This is a genomic window from Streptomyces sp. NPDC005195 (assembly GCF_040608315.1).
Lineage (GTDB): Bacteria > Actinomycetota > Actinomycetes > Streptomycetales > Streptomycetaceae > Streptomyces > Streptomyces kaempferi.
Window position 1 is genome coordinate 25,613 of the sequence record NZ_JBEXHZ010000010.1, and the last position, 15,951, is coordinate 41,563.

A 15,951-nucleotide genomic window follows, 5' to 3' on the forward strand; every position below is an offset into this window, starting at 1 on the left:
ATCTGAGGAGAATCGTGGCCGAGACCACCGTTGAGCAGCCGGTCGAAGAGACTGAGACCGAGCTTGTCGACATCGAGAGCTACACCAGCGAGTCCGAGGTCCCCGTCGAGGGTGAGTACACCTCGGAGTCGCTCGCGGGCCGCTTCGGCGACCCGCAGCCGGCCGCCGGCCTGGGCCGTCGCAAGAACGCCATCGCCCGCGTCCGGATCGTCCCGGGCACCGGCAAGTGGAAGATCAACGGTCGCACCCTTGAGGACTACTTCCCCAACAAGGTGCACCAGCAGGAAGTCAACGAGCCCTTCAAGGTGCTCGAGCTCGACAACCGCTACGACGTCATCGCCCGCATCTCGGGTGGCGGCGTCTCCGGTCAGGCCGGTGCGCTCCGTCTCGGTGTCGCCCGCGCGCTGAACGAGGCCGACGTCGACAACAACCGCGCGGCGCTCAAGAAGGCCGGCTTCCTCAAGCGCGACGACCGTGCGGTCGAGCGCAAGAAGGCCGGTCTCAAGAAGGCCCGTAAGGCCCCGCAGTACAGCAAGCGTTAATCACCGCCTGCTGATATTCGTACGACCGTTCGCCCCGGCGGCACGCTGTGTGCCGCCGGGGCGTTCGTATATCACCAGCCCAGGGCGTATAACGGCACAAGGCGCTCAAAGGTTTGCATGATCGGATGACTTCCGAATACTGAGCATCATCAGGAGGACACCAGTGGGACGACTCTTCGGCACGGACGGCGTGCGCGGTGTCGCCAACGGGGATCTGACGGCCGAGCTGGCGCTCGGTCTCTCCGTCGCGGCGGCGCATGTGCTGGCCGAGGCGGGTACGTTCGAGGGCCACCGGCCGGTGGCCGTGGTCGGGCGGGACCCGCGTGCGTCCGGGGAGTTCCTGGAGGCCGCCGTGGTCGCGGGTCTGGCCAGCGCGGGCGTGGACGTCCTGCGTGTCGGTGTCCTGCCCACCCCCGCGGTGGCGTATCTCACCGGTGTGCTGGGTGCCGACCTCGGTGTGATGCTGTCGGCCAGCCACAACGCCATGCCGGACAACGGCGTCAAGTTCTTCGCCCGCGGCGGGCACAAGCTCGCCGACGAGCTGGAGGACAGGATCGAGGCCGTCTACGACGAGCACCGCACCGGCGCTCCGTGGGACCGGCCGACCGGTTCGGGCGTCGGGCGTGTGCGCTCGTACGACGAGGGCTTCGACCAGTACGTCGCCCACCTGATCGGCGTGCTCCCGAACCGTCTCGACGGTCTCAAGGTCGTCCTCGACGAGGCGCACGGTGCCGCCGCCCGGGTGTCCCCGGAGGCCTTCGCTCGGGCCGGCGCGGAGATCGTCACGATCGGTACCGCGCCGGACGGCCTGAACATCAACGACGGCTGCGGTTCCACGCACCTCGACCTCCTCAAGGCCGCCGTCGTCGAGCACGGCGCCGCTCTCGGTATCGCGCACGACGGCGACGCCGACCGCTGCCTCGCCGTGGACCACACGGGCGCCGAGGTGGACGGCGACCAGATCCTGGCCGTACTCGCGCTGGCGATGCGGGACCGTTCCGCGCTGCGCTCCGACACCGTTGTCGCGACGGTCATGTCCAATCTGGGCTTCAAGCTCGCCATGGAGCGCGAGGGCGTCGCCCTCATCCAGACCGCGGTCGGTGACCGCTACGTCCTGGAGGAGATGAAGCAGCACGGCTACGCGCTCGGCGGCGAGCAGTCCGGCCACGTGATCATCCTGGACCACGCCACGACCGGCGACGGCACGCTGACCGGCCTGATGCTGGCGGCCCGGGTCGTCCAGACGGGCCGTACGCTCCAGGACCTCGCGTCCGTCATGGAGCGGCTGCCGCAGGTCCTCATCAACGTCCCCGACGTCGACCGCTCGCGGGTGAACAGCTCCGCCGAGCTGGCGGCAGCGGTCGCCGAGGCCGAGCGTGAACTCGGCACCACCGGGCGGGTGCTGCTGCGTCCCTCCGGCACCGAGCCGCTCGTCCGGGTCATGGTCGAGGCCGCCGACATCGACCACGCCCGGTCGGTGGCCGGCCGGCTCGCGGACGCCGTGAAGTCCTCGCTCGGCTAGCCGAGGGGTGTCACCGCACGCTGTCTCGCCCAGAACCACTTCTGGGCGAGCAGGGTGAGCGTCCCCGAGAGCACGATGCCGCCGAGGTTGGCGAGCAACTGCCAGGTGGAGCCCCAGGTCTGGGAGTAGTCCGCGTAGCTGAGGGCGACCGCCGCGTTCGCCGCCGCCGGGACCGTGGTCACCGAGATCGCGACGCCGATCAGCGCGCCCGACTTCGCGGACGTGAGGGACAGGGTGCCCGCGATCCCCGCGAGGAAGGCCACGACGAAGGACATCCAGTCGGGTTTCCAGATGAAGGCCGTGTTCGGCCGGGGGGCCTCCACCATCGACTTCTCGAACAGGCCCAGGCCGTCGAGGAGCAGACTGAAACCCGCGGTCAGCAGCATGGCGAGGGCGAAACCCGCGAGCAGCGCCCACAGTGACCGCCACACCAGGTGCGGGGCGTGCCGCACCAGCGCCGTCGAGATCCCGGCGAGCGGCCCGAACTCCGGTCCCACGGCCATCGCGCCGACGATCAGGATCGCGTTGTCCAGCATCACACCGCAGGCCGCGAGCATCGTGGCGACCGCCAGCAGCGCCACATAGGTGACGCTCAGCGTCGACTCCTCGTGCGAGGCGTCCGCCAGGTGCTCCCACAGCACCGCGTCCGCCCCCTCGCCCGGCGCCTCCTCCTCGGCCTCGTCGGCACGGCTGGAGAGCGACAGGTCGATGTTCTCGACGGCGATCGAGCCGGTCCGGTCCAGCTCGAACTCCCGCAGTGCGCCGATCAGTTCGTCACCCGCCTCACGGGCGACGTCGCACATCACGACGTCACCGGCGGGGTCGCGGGCCGCGCCGGGCAGCACGACGAGATGGGTGGTGCCGACCGTACGCCCGATCAGGCGCACCACCTCGTCGGTCCGTCCGGCCGGTGTGATCAGACGCAGATGCAGCATGCGGCGCAGGGTAGCCGTGCCGAACGCCCGGCGGCCGTACGGGACTACAGCTTGCGCAGGCTGAGGCGCTGCACCTTGTGGTCGGGGCCCTTGCGGACGACGAGGGCGGCGCGGCCGCGGGTGGGGGCCACGTTCTCCATCAGGTTGGGCTTGTTGATGGTCCGCCAGGTCGTGCGGGCGTAGTCGAGTGCCTCCTCCTCGGAGACCTGCGTGTACTTGCGGAAGTACGAGGAGGGGTTCTGGAAGGCGGTGGCGCGCAGTTTGCGGAACCGGTTGAGGTACCAGGCCTCGATGTCCTCGGCGCGGGCGTCCACGTACACGCTGAAGTCGAAGTAGTCGGCGAGACCGACGCGGGTGCGGCCGTCCTTGCCCGGCAGGGCGGGCTGCAGCACGTTCAGGCCTTCGACGATGAGGATGTCGGGGCGGCGGACCGTGAGCCGCCGGCCGGGGACGATGTCGTAGATGAGGTGGGAGTAGACGGGGGCGGTGACCTCGTCCTTGCCCGCCTTGATGTCGGCGACGAAGCGGGTGAGCGCGCGGCGGTCGTACGACTCGGGGAAGCCCTTGCGCGACATCAGGCCGCGTGCCTCCAGCTCCTTGGTGGGGAGGAGGAAGCCGTCCGTGGTCACGAGTTCGACGCACGGATGTTCGGGCCAGCGGGAGAGGAGGGCCTGGAGAAGGCGGGCGACGGTGGACTTCCCGACGGCGACCGACCCCGCCACGCCTATCACGAACGGGGTGCCGGACTGCGAGCCCTTCTCGCCGAGGAAGGTGTTCAGCGCCCCTCTCAGCCCGTCCGTGGCACCGACGTACAGATTGAGCAGTCTGGACAGCGGCAGATAGATGTCCCGCACCTCGTCGAGGTCGATGACATCGCCCAGACCGCGCAGCTTCTCGACCTCCTCGGCGTTCAGCGGCAGCGGCGTCTTCTCGCGCAGCGCGCTCCACTCGGCACGGGTGAGGTCGACGTAGGGAGTCGCCTCCGGCTTGTGCCGGTGGGCGCTCCGGGGCATCGGGGAGACCGGAGAGATCACAGTCCATTGTTACGGGAGTGTGGACGGGGTGGGGCGTGGGGTCCGTCACGTGGCGTCGTCCGGACGTCGCCGCAGCGCGCTTCCGAAGCGTCCGGGGCGGGTGGGATCCCTGGGACCGGTGTGGAAGGGCGGCTGGAATTTCCGATATCGGGCACGAGATGCCGAGATGTGGCGGGTGTCGGCCCTTAGGCTGCGCGCATGTGCGGAATCGTGGGATACGTGGGGTCGCAGTCGGCGCTTGACGTGGTGATGGCCGGACTGAAGCGACTGGAGTACCGGGGGTACGACTCGGCGGGCGTCGCCGTGCCGGCGGACGGCGGACTGGCCGCGGCGAAGAGGGCCGGGAAACTGGTCAACCTGGAGAAGGAGCTGGTCGACCGGCCGCTGCCGACCGGGACGACCGGCATCGGGCACACCCGCTGGGCCACCCATGGCGGCCCCACGGATGCGAACGCGCATCCGCACCTCGACAACGCGGGCCGGGTCGCCGTCGTCCACAACGGGATCATCGAGAACTTCGCCGAACTCCGCACCGAACTGACCGAGCGTGGCCACGAGCTGGCCTCCGAGACCGACACCGAGGTGGTCGCGCACCTGCTCGCCGAGGAGTTCTCGGTCTGCGCCGACCTGGCGGAGGCGATGCGGCTGGTGTGCCGGCGCCTGGAGGGCGCGTTCACGCTGGTCGCGGTGCACGCCGACATGCCGGACGTGGTCGTGGGCGCGCGCCGCAACTCGCCGCTCGTGGTGGGGGTCGGCGAGGGCGAGGCCTTCCTCGCCTCGGACGTCACCGCGTTCATCGACCACACACGGTCGGCGATCGAGCTCGGCCAGGACCAGGTGGTGGAGCTGCGCCGGGACGGGGTGACGGTCACCGGCTTCGACGGGCGGCCCGCCGACGTGCGCTCGTACCACGTGGACTGGGACGCCGCGGCGGCCGAGAAGGGCGGCTACGACTACTTCATGCTCAAGGAGATCGCCGAGCAGCCCAAGGCGGTCGCCGACACGCTCCTCGGCCGCATCGACGCGGGCGGCTCGCTCCGGCTGGACGAGGTGCGCATTCCCGTGCGCGAGCTGCGGGAGGTCGACAAGGTCGTCATCGTGGCCTGCGGTACGGCCTTCCACGCCGGGCTGATCGCCAAGTACGCCATCGAACACTGGACGCGCATCCCGTGCGAGGTGGAGCTGGCCAGCGAGTTCCGCTACCGGGACCCCATCCTGGGCGCGCGGGCGCTGGTCATCGCGATCTCCCAGTCCGGCGAGACCATGGACACCCTGATGGCGCTGCGGCACGCGCGCGAACAGGGCTCCAAGGTGCTGGCGATCTGCAACACCAACGGTTCGACGATCCCGCGCGAGTCGGACGCGGTGCTCTACACGCACGCGGGCCCGGAGGTCGCGGTCGCCTCGACCAAGGCGTTCCTCACCCAGCTGGTGGCCTGCTATCTGGTCGCGCTGTACCTCGGCCAGGTGCGCGGCACCAAGTGGGGCGACGAGATCCAGGCCGTGATCCGGGACCTGTCCCACATCTCAGGCGAGGTCGAGCGGGTCCTGGAGACCATGGAGCCGGTACGGGAACTGGCGCGGTCGCTCGCGGACAAGCGGACCGTCCTGTTCCTCGGCCGGCACGTCGGCTACCCGGTGGCGCTGGAGGGCGCCCTCAAGCTCAAGGAACTGGCGTACATGCACGCCGAGGGCTTCGCGGCGGGCGAGCTGAAGCACGGGCCTATCGCGCTGATCGAGGAGGACCTGCCGGTCGTCGTGGTCGTGCCCTCGCCGCGCGGCCGGTCCGTCCTGCACGACAAGATCGTGTCCAACATCCAGGAGATCCGGGCCCGGGGCGCGCGCACGATCGTGATCGCGGAGGAAGGCGACGAGGCGGTGGTGCCGTACGCCGACCACCTGATCCGCATCCCGGTGACCCCGACGCTGCTCCAGCCCCTGGTGGCCACGGTTCCCCTGCAGGTGTTCGCCTGCGAGCTGGCGACGGCACGGGGCAACGAGGTGGACCAGCCGCGCAACCTGGCGAAGTCGGTGACGGTGGAGTGAGCGCGTCCGGCGGCCGCCTCGCGCGGGCAGGTGCGCGGGGTCGCGCTCGGCCGTGACAGGACGGCGGCGGCGGATATCGGGACGGCGGATATCGGGACGGCGGGCCGGACGGCCGTAGGGTGCTCGGCATGAGCATCATCGGGGTCGGTATCGACGTGGCCGAGATCGACCGGTTCCGCGCGTCGCTGGAGCGTACGCCGGGGCTGGCCCAACGGCTCTTCGTGGAACAGGAGTTGCACCTGCCGAGCGGGGAGCGCCGGGGCATCGCCTCGCTCGCCGTGCGGTTCGCCGCCAAGGAGGCGGTCGCCAAGGCGCTGGGCGCTCCGGCCGGAATGCACTGGACGGACGCCGAGGTCTACGTCGAGGACAGTGGCCGGCCGCTGCTGCGGGTGCGGGGGACCGTGGCGGCGCGCGCGGCCGAACTGGGCGTCAGGTCGTGGCATGTGTCGCTCAGCCACGACGCGGGGGTGGCTTCGGCGGTGGTGATCGCGGAGGGATAGCGGGGCCGGCCGGCCGCGGCACGGGCCGGGGCGGCCGGGGCGGCACGGTGGGGCTCCGTACGGGAGACTCGGTCCATGCGTACTGCGTACAGCGTGGAGACCGTGAGGACCGCCGAACGGGAGCTGATGGCACGGCTCCCCGAGGGGGCGTTGATGCAGCGGGCGGCCGCCGGACTCGCCGCCGCCTGCGCCGACGTGCTGGGGCGGGTGTACGGCGGCCGGGTCGTGCTGCTGGTCGGCAGCGGGGACAACGGAGGGGACGCGTTGTACGCGGGCGCGCGCCTGGCCCGTCGCGGGGCGGGCGTCACCGCGCTGCTGCTCGCGCCCGAACGCACCCATGCCGGGGGGCTGGCCGCGCTGCGACGGGCCGGCGGGGCCGCGGTCGCGAGCGGGGACGGCTTCCCCGGCACCGCGCGAGAACTGATCCGGCGGGCCGACCTCGTCGTCGACGGCATCGTGGGCATCGGGGGCAGGGGCGGTCTGCGGCCCGACGCGGCGTCGCTCGCGGATTACGCCGCGGAGTCCCGCGCGGTGGTGGTCGCCGTGGACCTGCCGAGCGGTGTCGAGGCGGACACCGGAGAGGTCCACGGCCCGGCGGTCCGCGCCGATCTGACGGTGACCTTCGGCACCCACAAGCCGGGGCTGCTGATCGATCCGGCGCGCGAGTACGCCGGTTCCGTACGCCTCGTCGACATCGGGCTCGATCTGCCCGGCGCGGCCGAACTGGAGGCCCTGCAGCACGTGGACGTGGCGGCGCGGCTGCCCGCGCCGGGGGCGGAGAGCGACAAGTACCGGCGGGGCGTGGTGGGGATCGCGGCCGGGTCCGCCCGGTACCCCGGGGCCGCCGTGCTCGCCGTCTCCGGGGCGCTGCGCGGGGGCGCGGGGGCGGTGCGCTACGTGGGGCCCGCGGCGGACGCCGTGATCTCCCGGTTCCCCGAGACGCTGGTGTCGGACCTGGGGCCCGCGCGGGCCGGGCGGGTGCAGGCGTGGGTGGTCGGGCCCGGCGCCGGGGACGACGCGTCGGCGGTGGCCGAGGTGCTGGAGGCGGAGGTTCCGGTGCTCGTGGACGCGGACGGTCTGCGGCTGGCGGATCGCGAGACGGTGCGTGGGCGGACCGCGCCGACGCTGCTGACCCCGCATGCCGGGGAGGCGGCGGCGTTGCTCGGAGTGTCGCGGGAGTCGGTGGAGGGCGCCCGGCTGACGTCCGTGCGGGAGCTGGCGGCGCGGTACGGGGCGACGGTGCTGCTGAAGGGGTCGACGACGCTGGTCGCCGATCCGGGGGGCGGGGTCGTGCGGGTCAATCCGACGGGGACCGCGTGGCTGGCCACGGCGGGGAGCGGGGATGTGCTGTCCGGGCTCGCCGGGTCGTTGCTCGCGTCGGGGCTGTCGGCGCTGGACGCCGGGAGTGTGGGGGCGTATCTCCACGGGCTGGCGGGGCGGCTCGCGGCGGAGGGGGCGCCGGTGGGGGCGCATGACGTGGCGGAGGCGGTACGGGACGCCTGGCGCGACGTGACGGGGTGACCCCGGGGGCGAAAGAGGCTGGTCCGTTGCCCATTACGGGGGACCCCGTCCGCGCGGCTCACCTCCTCCCGCCCCCACGTTGCGTATCGCTGATCGCATGATGATGAGCAGACGAATGGCCTGCCGAAGCGCGGCGGTGATGCTGGCGCTGCTGACCGTACTGCCCGCACAGACCGCCCTGGCCGAAGCGGACGGCCCGCTGGCCCCCGGCCCGGAAAGCCCGCTGGTGCCCGGCGCGGCGTCCGCCGTGGAGAGCCTGGTGCCCGGTGTGGCGCCCGGCCCGCGGCAGTCGTGGCAGGGGCCGGCGGACATGCCGGACCAGATGCTCCCGCCGGAGGTGTACACGCCGAGCGCCCGCGAGGACGCCGTCGAACCGCGGGACGCCGCCCCCGAGGCGGACGCCCTGATCGAGTACGTCCCGCCGGGCGACGCCGCCGACAGGACCCTGTCTTGCAGCAGGCGGACCGGCCCCTACCAGCGCCAGGTCGAGCGCTGGCTGAAGCTGAACGTGGACGGGAAGCAGTCCGGCGGCGACTGCCGCGCGATCAGGGCGTTCCAGACCCGCCACGGGATCAAGCCGCACACCGGATTCGCCGGACCGGTGACCTGGGCCCGTATGCGGCTGCTGTCCGCGCGCAAGAACCCGAACGCGGCCGGGAAGTGCCCCGTCCGCTCCTCCCGCGTCGCCTGTGTGGACCTGGCCCGTCAGCTCACCTGGGTGCAGAAGGGGAAGAAGGTGCTCTGGGGACCGGTGCCGATGCGCAGCGGACGGGCCGGGTACCGGACCAGGACCGGCCAGTTCAAGATCTACTGGAAGCACAAGAACCACTGGTCGACGCTGTACAACAGCCCCATGCCGTACAGCCAGTTCTTCAGCGGCGGCGAGGCCTTCCACGCCGTCTACGGCAGCATCTACGACCCGCACGGTTCGTGGGGGTGCGTCAATCTGCGCCTCGCCGACGCCCGCACGCTGTGGAACGTGCTCAGGACGGGCGACCGGGTGTCCGTCTGGGGCCGCAGGGCCGGTACCTGACCGCCCGGCGGCGTCCGGGGCCGTCGGAGCCGAGATCGTCCGAGACCGTCCGGGCCGCCCGAAGGGCACCGGCACAGGGGGGCCGTCGGACCCCTCTGAGACACTGGGGGCGCGATGAACGAGACAGCACCGCTGCGCGCCCGCGCAGAGATCGACCTGGCCGCCCTGCGGGCCAACGTGCGGACCCTGCGCGCCCACGCGCCGTCCGCGGCCGTGATGGCCGTGGTCAAGTCCGACGCGTACGGCCACGGCGCGGTCCCGTGCGCCCGCGCGGCGCTCGAGGCCGGCGCCACCTGGCTCGGCACCGCCACCCCCGAGGAAGCCCTCGCCCTGCGGGCGGCGGGCGTCCCGGGGCGTGTCATGTGCTGGCTGTGGACCCCGGGCGGTCCCTGGCGGGAGGCCGTCGAGGCCGACCTCGACGTGTCGGTCAGCGGGATGTGGGCGCTGCGCGAGGTCGTCGCGGCGGCCGCGGCCGCCGGCGTGCCGGCGCGCGTCCAGCTGAAGGCCGACACCGGGCTCGGACGCAGCGGCTGCCAGCCCGCCGACTGGCCCGAGCTGGTCGCGGAGGCCCTGCGCGCCGAGGCCGGGGGACGGATCCGGATCACCGGCCTCTGGTCGCACTTCGCCTGCGCCGACGAGCCCGGCCACCCTTCCGTGCGGGCCCAACTGACCCTGTTCCGCGAGATGGTGGCGTACGCCGAGGAGCGGGGCGTGCGCCCCGAGGTGCGGCACATCGCCAACTCGCCGGCCACGCTGACCCTGCCCGAGAGCCACTTCGACCTCGTCCGTACGGGGATCGCGGTCTACGGCATCTCGCCCAGCCCCGAGATCGGCACCCCGGCCGACTTCGGGCTGCGCCCGGTGATGACGCTCAGCGCGTCGCTGGCGCTGGTCAAGCACGTACCGGGTGGACACGGTGTCAGTTACGGGCACCACTACGTCACTCCGGGCCCCACCACCCTCGGCCTGATCCCCGTCGGCTACGCGGACGGCATCCCCCGGCACGCCTCCGGTACCGGTCCGGTGCTGGTCGGCGGCAAATGGCGGACGGTCGCGGGCCGGATCGCGATGGACCAGTTCGTGGTCGACCTCGGCGGGGACGAGCCGGCGCCCGGCACGGAGGCGGTCCTCTTCGGTCCGGGCGACCGCGGCGAGCCGACCGCCGAGGACTGGGCGCGGGCGGCGGGCACGATCGCGTACGAGATCGTCACCCGGATCGGAACCCGGGTGCCACGCGTACACGTGAACAGGGAACAGGACGGGTAACCGCACAGAGTGCCCCGTGCAGGACAACAGGACATGCCGACACCGGCGGCGGTGTCAGTCACAGCGACAGCAAGAGCAACAGCAAGAGCAACAGCACCACCAACAGCACCACCGATACCAACGGACGCATCAGTGGACGAGATCCCGGCGAAGAGGAGCGGTACGTGAGCGAGAGCAGCGCGGAGGCCGTGACGGACGTCGCCGCGGCGGCCGTCGCCTCCGCCGCCGGGAACTGGCGCAGGGCCGGGATCGCCGGTGTCGCCATAGGCGTGGTCGCCGCGGGAGCCGCGGCAGGAGTCGCCATAGAGAGGCTCACGGTCGGCCGCGGCATGCGCAGCAAGGCGCGCCTCGCGCTCGACTCGACCGGCCCGTACGGCTCCCTCCGCGGTACCCCGGGCAAGGCGTACGCGGACGACGGCACCGAGTTGTACTACGAGGTGGACGACATCGAGCAGGACGTCACCTTCACCCCGCGCCGCCGCCGGCTGTTCGGCCGCAAGGCCCCGGCCCCCGTCACCGTCGTCTTCAGCCACGGCTACTGCCTCAACCAGGACTCCTGGCACTTCCAGCGCGCCGCGCTGCGCGGGGTGGTGCGCACGGTGCACTGGGACCAGCGCAGTCACGGCCGCTCCGGGCGCGGGGTCGCCCAGTCGAAGGACGGCACCCCGGTCACCATCGACCAGCTCGGCCGGGACCTGAAGGCCGTCATCGACGCCGCCGCGCCCGACGGGTCGGTCGTGCTGGTCGGGCACTCGATGGGCGGCATGACCGTCATGGCCCTCGCCGACCAGTACCCCGAGCTGATCAGGGACCGGGTCGTCGCCGTCGCCCTCGTCGGTACGTCGTCGGGGCGGCTCGGTGAGGTCAACTTCGGGCTGCCCGTCGCGGGCGTCAACGCGGTACGGCGGGTGCTGCCCGGGGTGCTGAAGGCGCTCGGTCAGCAGGCCGCCCTGGTGGAGCGCGGGCGGCGGGCCACGGCCGACCTGTTCGCGGGGATCATCAAGCGGTACTCGTTCGCCTCCCGGGATGTCGACCCGGCCATCGCCCGGTTCGCCGAGCGGATGATCGAGGGCACACCGATCGACGTGGTCGCGGAGTTCTACCCGGCCTTCACCGACCACGACAAGACCGAGGCACTCGCGCGTTTCGCCGACCTTCCGGTGCTGGTGCTGGCCGGCGTCGGGGACATGGTGACGCCGAGCGAGCACAGCGAGGCGATCGCCGACCTGCTGCCCGACGCCGAGCTGGTGCTCGTACCGGACGCCGGACATCTGGTCATGCTGGAGCGCCCCGAGGTGGTCATGGACCGCCTCGCCGACCTTCTGATGCGCGCGGGCGCCGTCCCGGCAGGGGCTACCGTGGGCGGCTATGGAAGCACCAGCAGCACCGCACAACCCGGCTGAGCCCGCCGCCGCGCGGGCCGGCGTCCGGATCACCGTCAACTCCCCCGAGCAGATGCGGGAGCTGGGTCTGCACCTGGCCGGTCTGCTGCGCGCGGGTGACCTGGTGATGCTCAACGGGGAGCTCGGCGCGGGCAAGACGACCCTGACCCGCGGACTCGGCGAGGGGCTGGGCGTGCGGGGCGCCGTCACGTCCCCGACGTTCGTCATCGCCCGGGTGCACCCCTCCCTGGTCGACGGTCCGCCGCTCGTGCACGTGGACGCGTACCGCCTGGGCGGCGGGCTCGACGAGATGGAGGACCTCGACCTCGACGTGTCGCTCTCCGACTCGGTGATCGTCGTGGAGTGGGGCGAGGGCAAGGTCGAGGAGCTGACCGACGACCGCCTGCACGTCGTCATCCACCGCGCGGTGGGCGACACCACGGACGAGGTACGGCACGTCACGCTGACCGGCCTCGGCGCGCGCTGGGCGAGTACCGATCTGAGCGGGCTCACGGTATAGCGCGGGGCTTCGGGCTCCGGCGCGGACCGTGCGTTCTTCGTACGGGTTCCGACAAGTCGTCGGCAAGATGTTGCGTTCGGCATCCCGGCCGTGGTCACATGGAGATCAGGCCGTAGTTAGGTGTACCTAACCACGCTTGCCCCCGAAGCCCCAGGAGGCGTCCATGTCGGCATCAGAACGTGACGGGCGCGATCTGCCGGCGCAGCAGCCGCGTGCGGCGGCCGGGGTGTCGATGCGGGACCTGCTGGCGTCGTGCGCCGCAGCCGAGGCGGTGTCGAGGCCGCCGCAGCCGCCGCGGGCGCCGTTGTCGGATGCCGGCCGGGGGGACGAGAGGTCCCTCGACGCCGCGTAGGGCTCCGCCGGGGTGGCGGTGGCGGTCCGGCCGGGTCGGTCTACTGGATGACGACGACCTTGACGCCGACCGTCGCGAAGGTCCACATCGCGTCGCCGTCGGCGCGGGACTCGCGGATGCCGCCGAGCTTCTTCCCGGGGTCCGGGGCGGCCGTCGAGCCGTCCGTGGCCGCGCTGAAGCCGATCACGATGCCGTCGACCACGCTGAACCGTACGACGTGCTCGATATGCGCGCCGTCCGATCCGGTGACGATCCTGCCGCGCGAGGTGACGGCGTACGTGCCCACCACCGGGTCCAGCGTGCCGGGCGTGACCGCGAAGGTGCGCCGGGTCCTGTCGTCCGCCCCGACCAGCCACACCCGGTCGTCGTCGATCGAGTAGACGACCCGCTCGCCGGTGCCGGAGTCACCGGGCAGCGCCGCCGGGTTCTTCCGGTCCCGGGGTGCCTTCGTGGTGGAGACCCCGGGGGACGTGCCCACGTGGGGCCCGGCCAGGTGGTCCGGCGCGTTCGCCGACGCCTGGTAGGCGAGGAAGCCGACCACGGCGAGGGCCGCGGCGGTGAGCCCGGCCACGAATCCCGAGCTGCTCCTGGCCACCCTGTGCCACCTCTCGTACCTTGATCGCGCCCAATATGTCCTGTGTGGTGACGGTAGCAGCACGGGTCCGGCAGACCGCGGCGGCCGTGCATCCGTCCGCCGGACACCCCCCGGGCGCCGTACGCTGTTTGCGTGCTCTTGCTCGCTCTGGATACCGCCACCCCCGCCGTGACCGTCGCCCTGCACGACGGCACGTCCGTCATCGCCTCGTCGAGCCAGGTGGACGCGCGCCGGCACGGAGAGCTGCTGCTGCCCGCCGTCGACCGCGTGCTCACCGAGGCGGGCCTGCGGCTCGACGCCGTCACCGGCGTCGTCGTCGGCGTCGGCCCCGGCCCGTACACGGGGCTTCGTGTCGGCCTCATGACCGCCGACACCTTCGGCCTCGCGCTCGGCGTCCCGGTGCACGGTCTGTGCACCCTCGACGCGCTCGCCTACGCCGCCGACATCGACGGCCCCTTCGTCGTCGCGACGGACGCGCGGCGCAAGGAGGTGTACTGGGCCCGGTACGCCGACTCGCGCACCCGGGTCTCCGAGCCCGCCGTCGACCGGCCCGGCGACCTCGCCCTCGACGGCCTGCCCGCCGTCGGCGCGGGCGCCCTGCTCTACCCCGACAGCTTCCCGGACCCCCGAGCGCCCGAGCACGTCTCGGCGGCCGCGCTCGCGTCGCTGGCGGCGGAGCGGCTGGCCGCGGGCGAGGAGCTGGAGCCGCCCCGGCCGCTCTATCTGCGCCGCCCGGACGCCCAGGTGCCCAAGAACTACAAGGTGGTCACCCCCAAGTGACCGCCGTGCTGCGCGAGATGCGCTGGTGGGACATCGATCCCGTCCTGGAGCTGGAGAAGGTCCTCTTCCCCGCGGACGCCTGGTCGCGGGGGATGTTCTGGTCCGAGCTGGCCCACGCCCGAGGGCCGGAGGCCACTCGCCGGTACGTGGTCGCGCTCGACGGCGACCGGCTCGTCGGGTACGCGGGGCTCGCCGCCGCCGGTGACCTCGGCGACGTGCAGACGATCGCCGTCCGACGTGAGCAGTGGGGCACCGGCCTCGGCGCCCGGCTGCTGGCCGAACTGCTGCGGGCCGCCACCGCGTTCGAGTGCGCCGAGGTGATGCTCGAGTGCCGCGTCGACAACGTACGCGCGCAGAAGCTGTACGAGCGCTTCGGCTTCGAACCCATCGGCTTCCGGCGCGGCTACTACCAGCCGGGGAACGTCGACGCCCTGGTGATGCGCCTCAACGACCCCTCCACCTCAGTAAACGGCGTACAAGGAACCGAGATCAATGGCTGACGAACCGCTCGTCCTCGGCATCGAGACCTCCTGCGACGAGACCGGCGTCGGCATCGTCCGCGGCACCACCCTGCTCGCGGACGCCATCGCCTCCAGCGTCGACGAGCACGCCCGCTTCGGCGGTGTCGTGCCGGAGGTCGCCTCCCGCGCGCACCTGGAGGCGATGGTGCCGACCATCCAGCGCGCCCTGAAGGACGCCGGGGTGAGCGCCCGTGACCTCGACGGGATCGCGGTGACCGCCGGGCCCGGACTGGCCGGCGCGCTGCTCGTCGGGGTCTCGGCGGCGAAGGCGTACGCGTACGCCCTGGGCAAGCCGCTGTACGGCGTCAACCACCTCGCCTCGCACATCTGCGTGGACCAGCTGGAGCACGGCGCGCTGCCGGAGCCGACGATGGCGCTGCTGGTCTCGGGCGGCCACTCGTCGCTGCTCCTGTCCACCGACATCACCTCGGACGTCCGGCCGATGGGCGCGACCATCGACGACGCGGCGGGCGAGGCCTTCGACAAGATCGCCCGGGTGCTGAACCTCGGCTTCCCCGGCGGTCCGGTCATCGACCGGTACGCCAAGGAGGGCGACCCGAGGGCGATCACCTTCCCGCGCGGGCTCACCGGGCCGCGCGACTCGGCGTACGACTTCTCCTTCTCCGGTCTGAAGACCGCCGTGGCCCGCTGGATCGAGGCGAAGCGGGCGGCGGGCGAGGAGGTCCCGGTGCGCGACGTGTCCGCGTCCTTCCAGGAGGCGGTGGTGGACGTGCTGACCCGCAAGGCCGTACGGGCCTGCAAGGACCAGGGCGTCGACCACCTGATGATCGGCGGCGGTGTGGCCGCGAACTCCCGGCTGCGGGTGCTCGCCCAGGAACGCTGCGAGGCCGCCGGGATCCGGCTGCGGGTGCCCCGGCCGAAGCTGTGCACGGACAACGGGGCGATGGTCGCGGCGCTGGGCGCGGAGATGGTCGCGCGCGGGCGCGCGGCCTCCGACTGGGACCTCTCCGCGGACTCGTCGCTTCCGGTGACCGACCCGCACGTGCCGGGCCACGCGCACACGCACGATCATGTGCACGAGGTCAGCAAGGAGAACCTCTACTCGTGACCGTCGCGCTGATGTGGGAGGCGCGGGCCGTCGACGGGCGGGGCGACGAACTGCTCGCCTGGGTGCGGCGGCAGGAGACCGCGGGGGAGCCGGTCCGGCGCGAGGTCCTGCGGGCGCCGCGGGACCGGGTCCTCGTCATCACCTGGTGGGACGCCGACTACGACGCGGACCTGCCCGAACTGCCCGAGCCGGACGGTGAGTTGGTGACCCGTGCCGTCCACCGGTGGCGGTTCGAGTCCGTGACGGAGGACTGACCGGGGCCGGTGAGGTCCGCCGACCGCCCCCGATGGGCCGGTGACGGCCGGCGCCCGGACACCTCCACAAGCGTTCCCG

The 15,951-nt window shown here is 72.5% G+C and carries 17 protein-coding genes; 14 read left to right on the forward strand and 3 right to left on the reverse strand.

Features of this window, described 5'->3' with window-relative positions; genetic code table 11:
* Positions 1–14 precede the first annotated feature (14 nt).
* Positions 15–542 (forward strand): 30S ribosomal protein S9, encoded by a 528-nt coding sequence (gene rpsI / locus ABZV34_RS13955; RefSeq protein ID WP_356274803.1) that lies wholly within the window; start codon positions 15–17, stop codon positions 540–542.
* Positions 543–705: 163 nt separating this feature from the next.
* Positions 706–2,064 carry a phosphoglucosamine mutase gene (gene glmM, locus ABZV34_RS13960; RefSeq protein WP_356274806.1) on the forward strand — a complete coding sequence of 453 codons (1,359 nt, stop codon included), beginning with the start codon at positions 706–708 and terminating at the stop codon, positions 2,062–2,064.
* On the opposite strand, the gene ABZV34_RS13965 is transcribed toward glmM, so the two are convergent.
* Positions 2,061–2,999 carry a DUF389 domain-containing protein gene (locus tag ABZV34_RS13965; RefSeq protein ID WP_356274809.1) on the reverse strand — a complete coding sequence of 313 codons (939 nt, stop codon included), beginning with the start codon at positions 2,997–2,999 and terminating at the stop codon, positions 2,061–2,063. The genes glmM and ABZV34_RS13965 overlap by 4 nt on opposite strands.
* A gap of 44 nt (positions 3,000–3,043) precedes the next feature.
* Complete coding sequence (coaA, locus tag ABZV34_RS13970) at positions 3,044–4,012, reverse strand: type I pantothenate kinase (RefSeq protein WP_356274812.1); 969 nt, start codon at positions 4,010–4,012, stop codon at positions 3,044–3,046.
* A gap of 219 nt (positions 4,013–4,231) precedes the next feature.
* Here coaA and glmS point away from each other — a divergent pair, with 219 nt between their 5' ends.
* From glmS to ABZV34_RS14010, 8 genes are all read left to right on the forward strand, one after another.
* A complete protein-coding gene (gene glmS / locus ABZV34_RS13975) occupies positions 4,232–6,079 on the forward strand; it encodes a glutamine--fructose-6-phosphate transaminase (isomerizing) (RefSeq protein ID WP_356274815.1) in 1,848 nt (615 codons plus the stop codon).
* 128 nt (positions 6,080–6,207) lie between these two features.
* On the forward strand, positions 6,208–6,579 hold the full coding sequence (locus ABZV34_RS13980; protein ID WP_356274818.1) for a holo-ACP synthase: 372 nt from the start codon (positions 6,208–6,210) through the stop codon (positions 6,577–6,579).
* A 75-nt stretch (positions 6,580–6,654) separates the two neighbouring features.
* Entirely contained in the window at positions 6,655–8,100 is a 1,446-nt protein-coding gene (locus ABZV34_RS13985; RefSeq protein WP_356274821.1) for an NAD(P)H-hydrate dehydratase, read from the forward strand.
* A gap of 115 nt (positions 8,101–8,215) precedes the next feature.
* On the forward strand, positions 8,216–9,133 hold the full coding sequence (locus ABZV34_RS13990; protein ID WP_356274824.1) for a L,D-transpeptidase family protein: 918 nt from the start codon (positions 8,216–8,218) through the stop codon (positions 9,131–9,133).
* 114 nt (positions 9,134–9,247) lie between these two features.
* Complete coding sequence (alr, locus tag ABZV34_RS13995) at positions 9,248–10,399, forward strand: alanine racemase (protein WP_356274827.1); 1,152 nt, start codon at positions 9,248–9,250, stop codon at positions 10,397–10,399.
* A 164-nt stretch (positions 10,400–10,563) separates the two neighbouring features.
* Entirely contained in the window at positions 10,564–11,802 is a 1,239-nt protein-coding gene (locus ABZV34_RS14000) for an alpha/beta hydrolase (RefSeq protein ID WP_356274830.1), read from the forward strand.
* Entirely contained in the window at positions 11,768–12,301 is a 534-nt protein-coding gene (tsaE, locus tag ABZV34_RS14005; protein WP_356274833.1) for a tRNA (adenosine(37)-N6)-threonylcarbamoyltransferase complex ATPase subunit type 1 TsaE, read from the forward strand. Before ABZV34_RS14000 ends, tsaE begins: the two co-directional genes overlap by 35 nt.
* 163 nt (positions 12,302–12,464) lie before the next feature.
* Positions 12,465–12,653 carry a hypothetical protein gene (locus tag ABZV34_RS14010; protein WP_356274836.1) on the forward strand — a complete coding sequence of 63 codons (189 nt, stop codon included), beginning with the start codon at positions 12,465–12,467 and terminating at the stop codon, positions 12,651–12,653.
* 40 nt (positions 12,654–12,693) lie between these two features.
* On the opposite strand, the gene ABZV34_RS14015 is transcribed toward ABZV34_RS14010, so the two are convergent.
* A complete protein-coding gene (locus ABZV34_RS14015) occupies positions 12,694–13,248 on the reverse strand; it encodes a hypothetical protein (RefSeq protein WP_356274839.1) in 555 nt (184 codons plus the stop codon).
* A 132-nt stretch (positions 13,249–13,380) separates the two neighbouring features.
* On the opposite strand from ABZV34_RS14015, the gene tsaB reads away from it, so the two are divergent.
* From tsaB to ABZV34_RS14035, 4 genes are read left to right on the forward strand one after another with little or no spacing between them, the layout of a single operon-like run.
* Positions 13,381–14,028 (forward strand): tRNA (adenosine(37)-N6)-threonylcarbamoyltransferase complex dimerization subunit type 1 TsaB, encoded by a 648-nt coding sequence (gene tsaB, locus ABZV34_RS14020; protein ID WP_356274842.1) that lies wholly within the window; start codon positions 13,381–13,383, stop codon positions 14,026–14,028.
* Positions 14,029–14,045: 17 nt separating this feature from the next.
* Positions 14,046–14,528 carry a ribosomal protein S18-alanine N-acetyltransferase gene (gene rimI / locus ABZV34_RS14025; RefSeq protein WP_356275218.1) on the forward strand — a complete coding sequence of 161 codons (483 nt, stop codon included), beginning with the start codon at positions 14,046–14,048 and terminating at the stop codon, positions 14,526–14,528.
* Positions 14,521–15,618 (forward strand): tRNA (adenosine(37)-N6)-threonylcarbamoyltransferase complex transferase subunit TsaD, encoded by a 1,098-nt coding sequence (gene tsaD / locus ABZV34_RS14030; RefSeq protein WP_356274845.1) that lies wholly within the window; start codon positions 14,521–14,523, stop codon positions 15,616–15,618. The genes rimI and tsaD overlap by 8 nt, the downstream gene beginning before the upstream one ends.
* The gene (locus tag ABZV34_RS14035; protein WP_356274848.1) at positions 15,615–15,872 is read left to right on the forward strand and encodes a hypothetical protein; all 258 of its coding nucleotides are present in this window, start codon (positions 15,615–15,617) and stop codon (positions 15,870–15,872) included. Before tsaD ends, ABZV34_RS14035 begins: the two co-directional genes overlap by 4 nt.
* Positions 15,873–15,951: the final 79 nt, after the last annotated feature.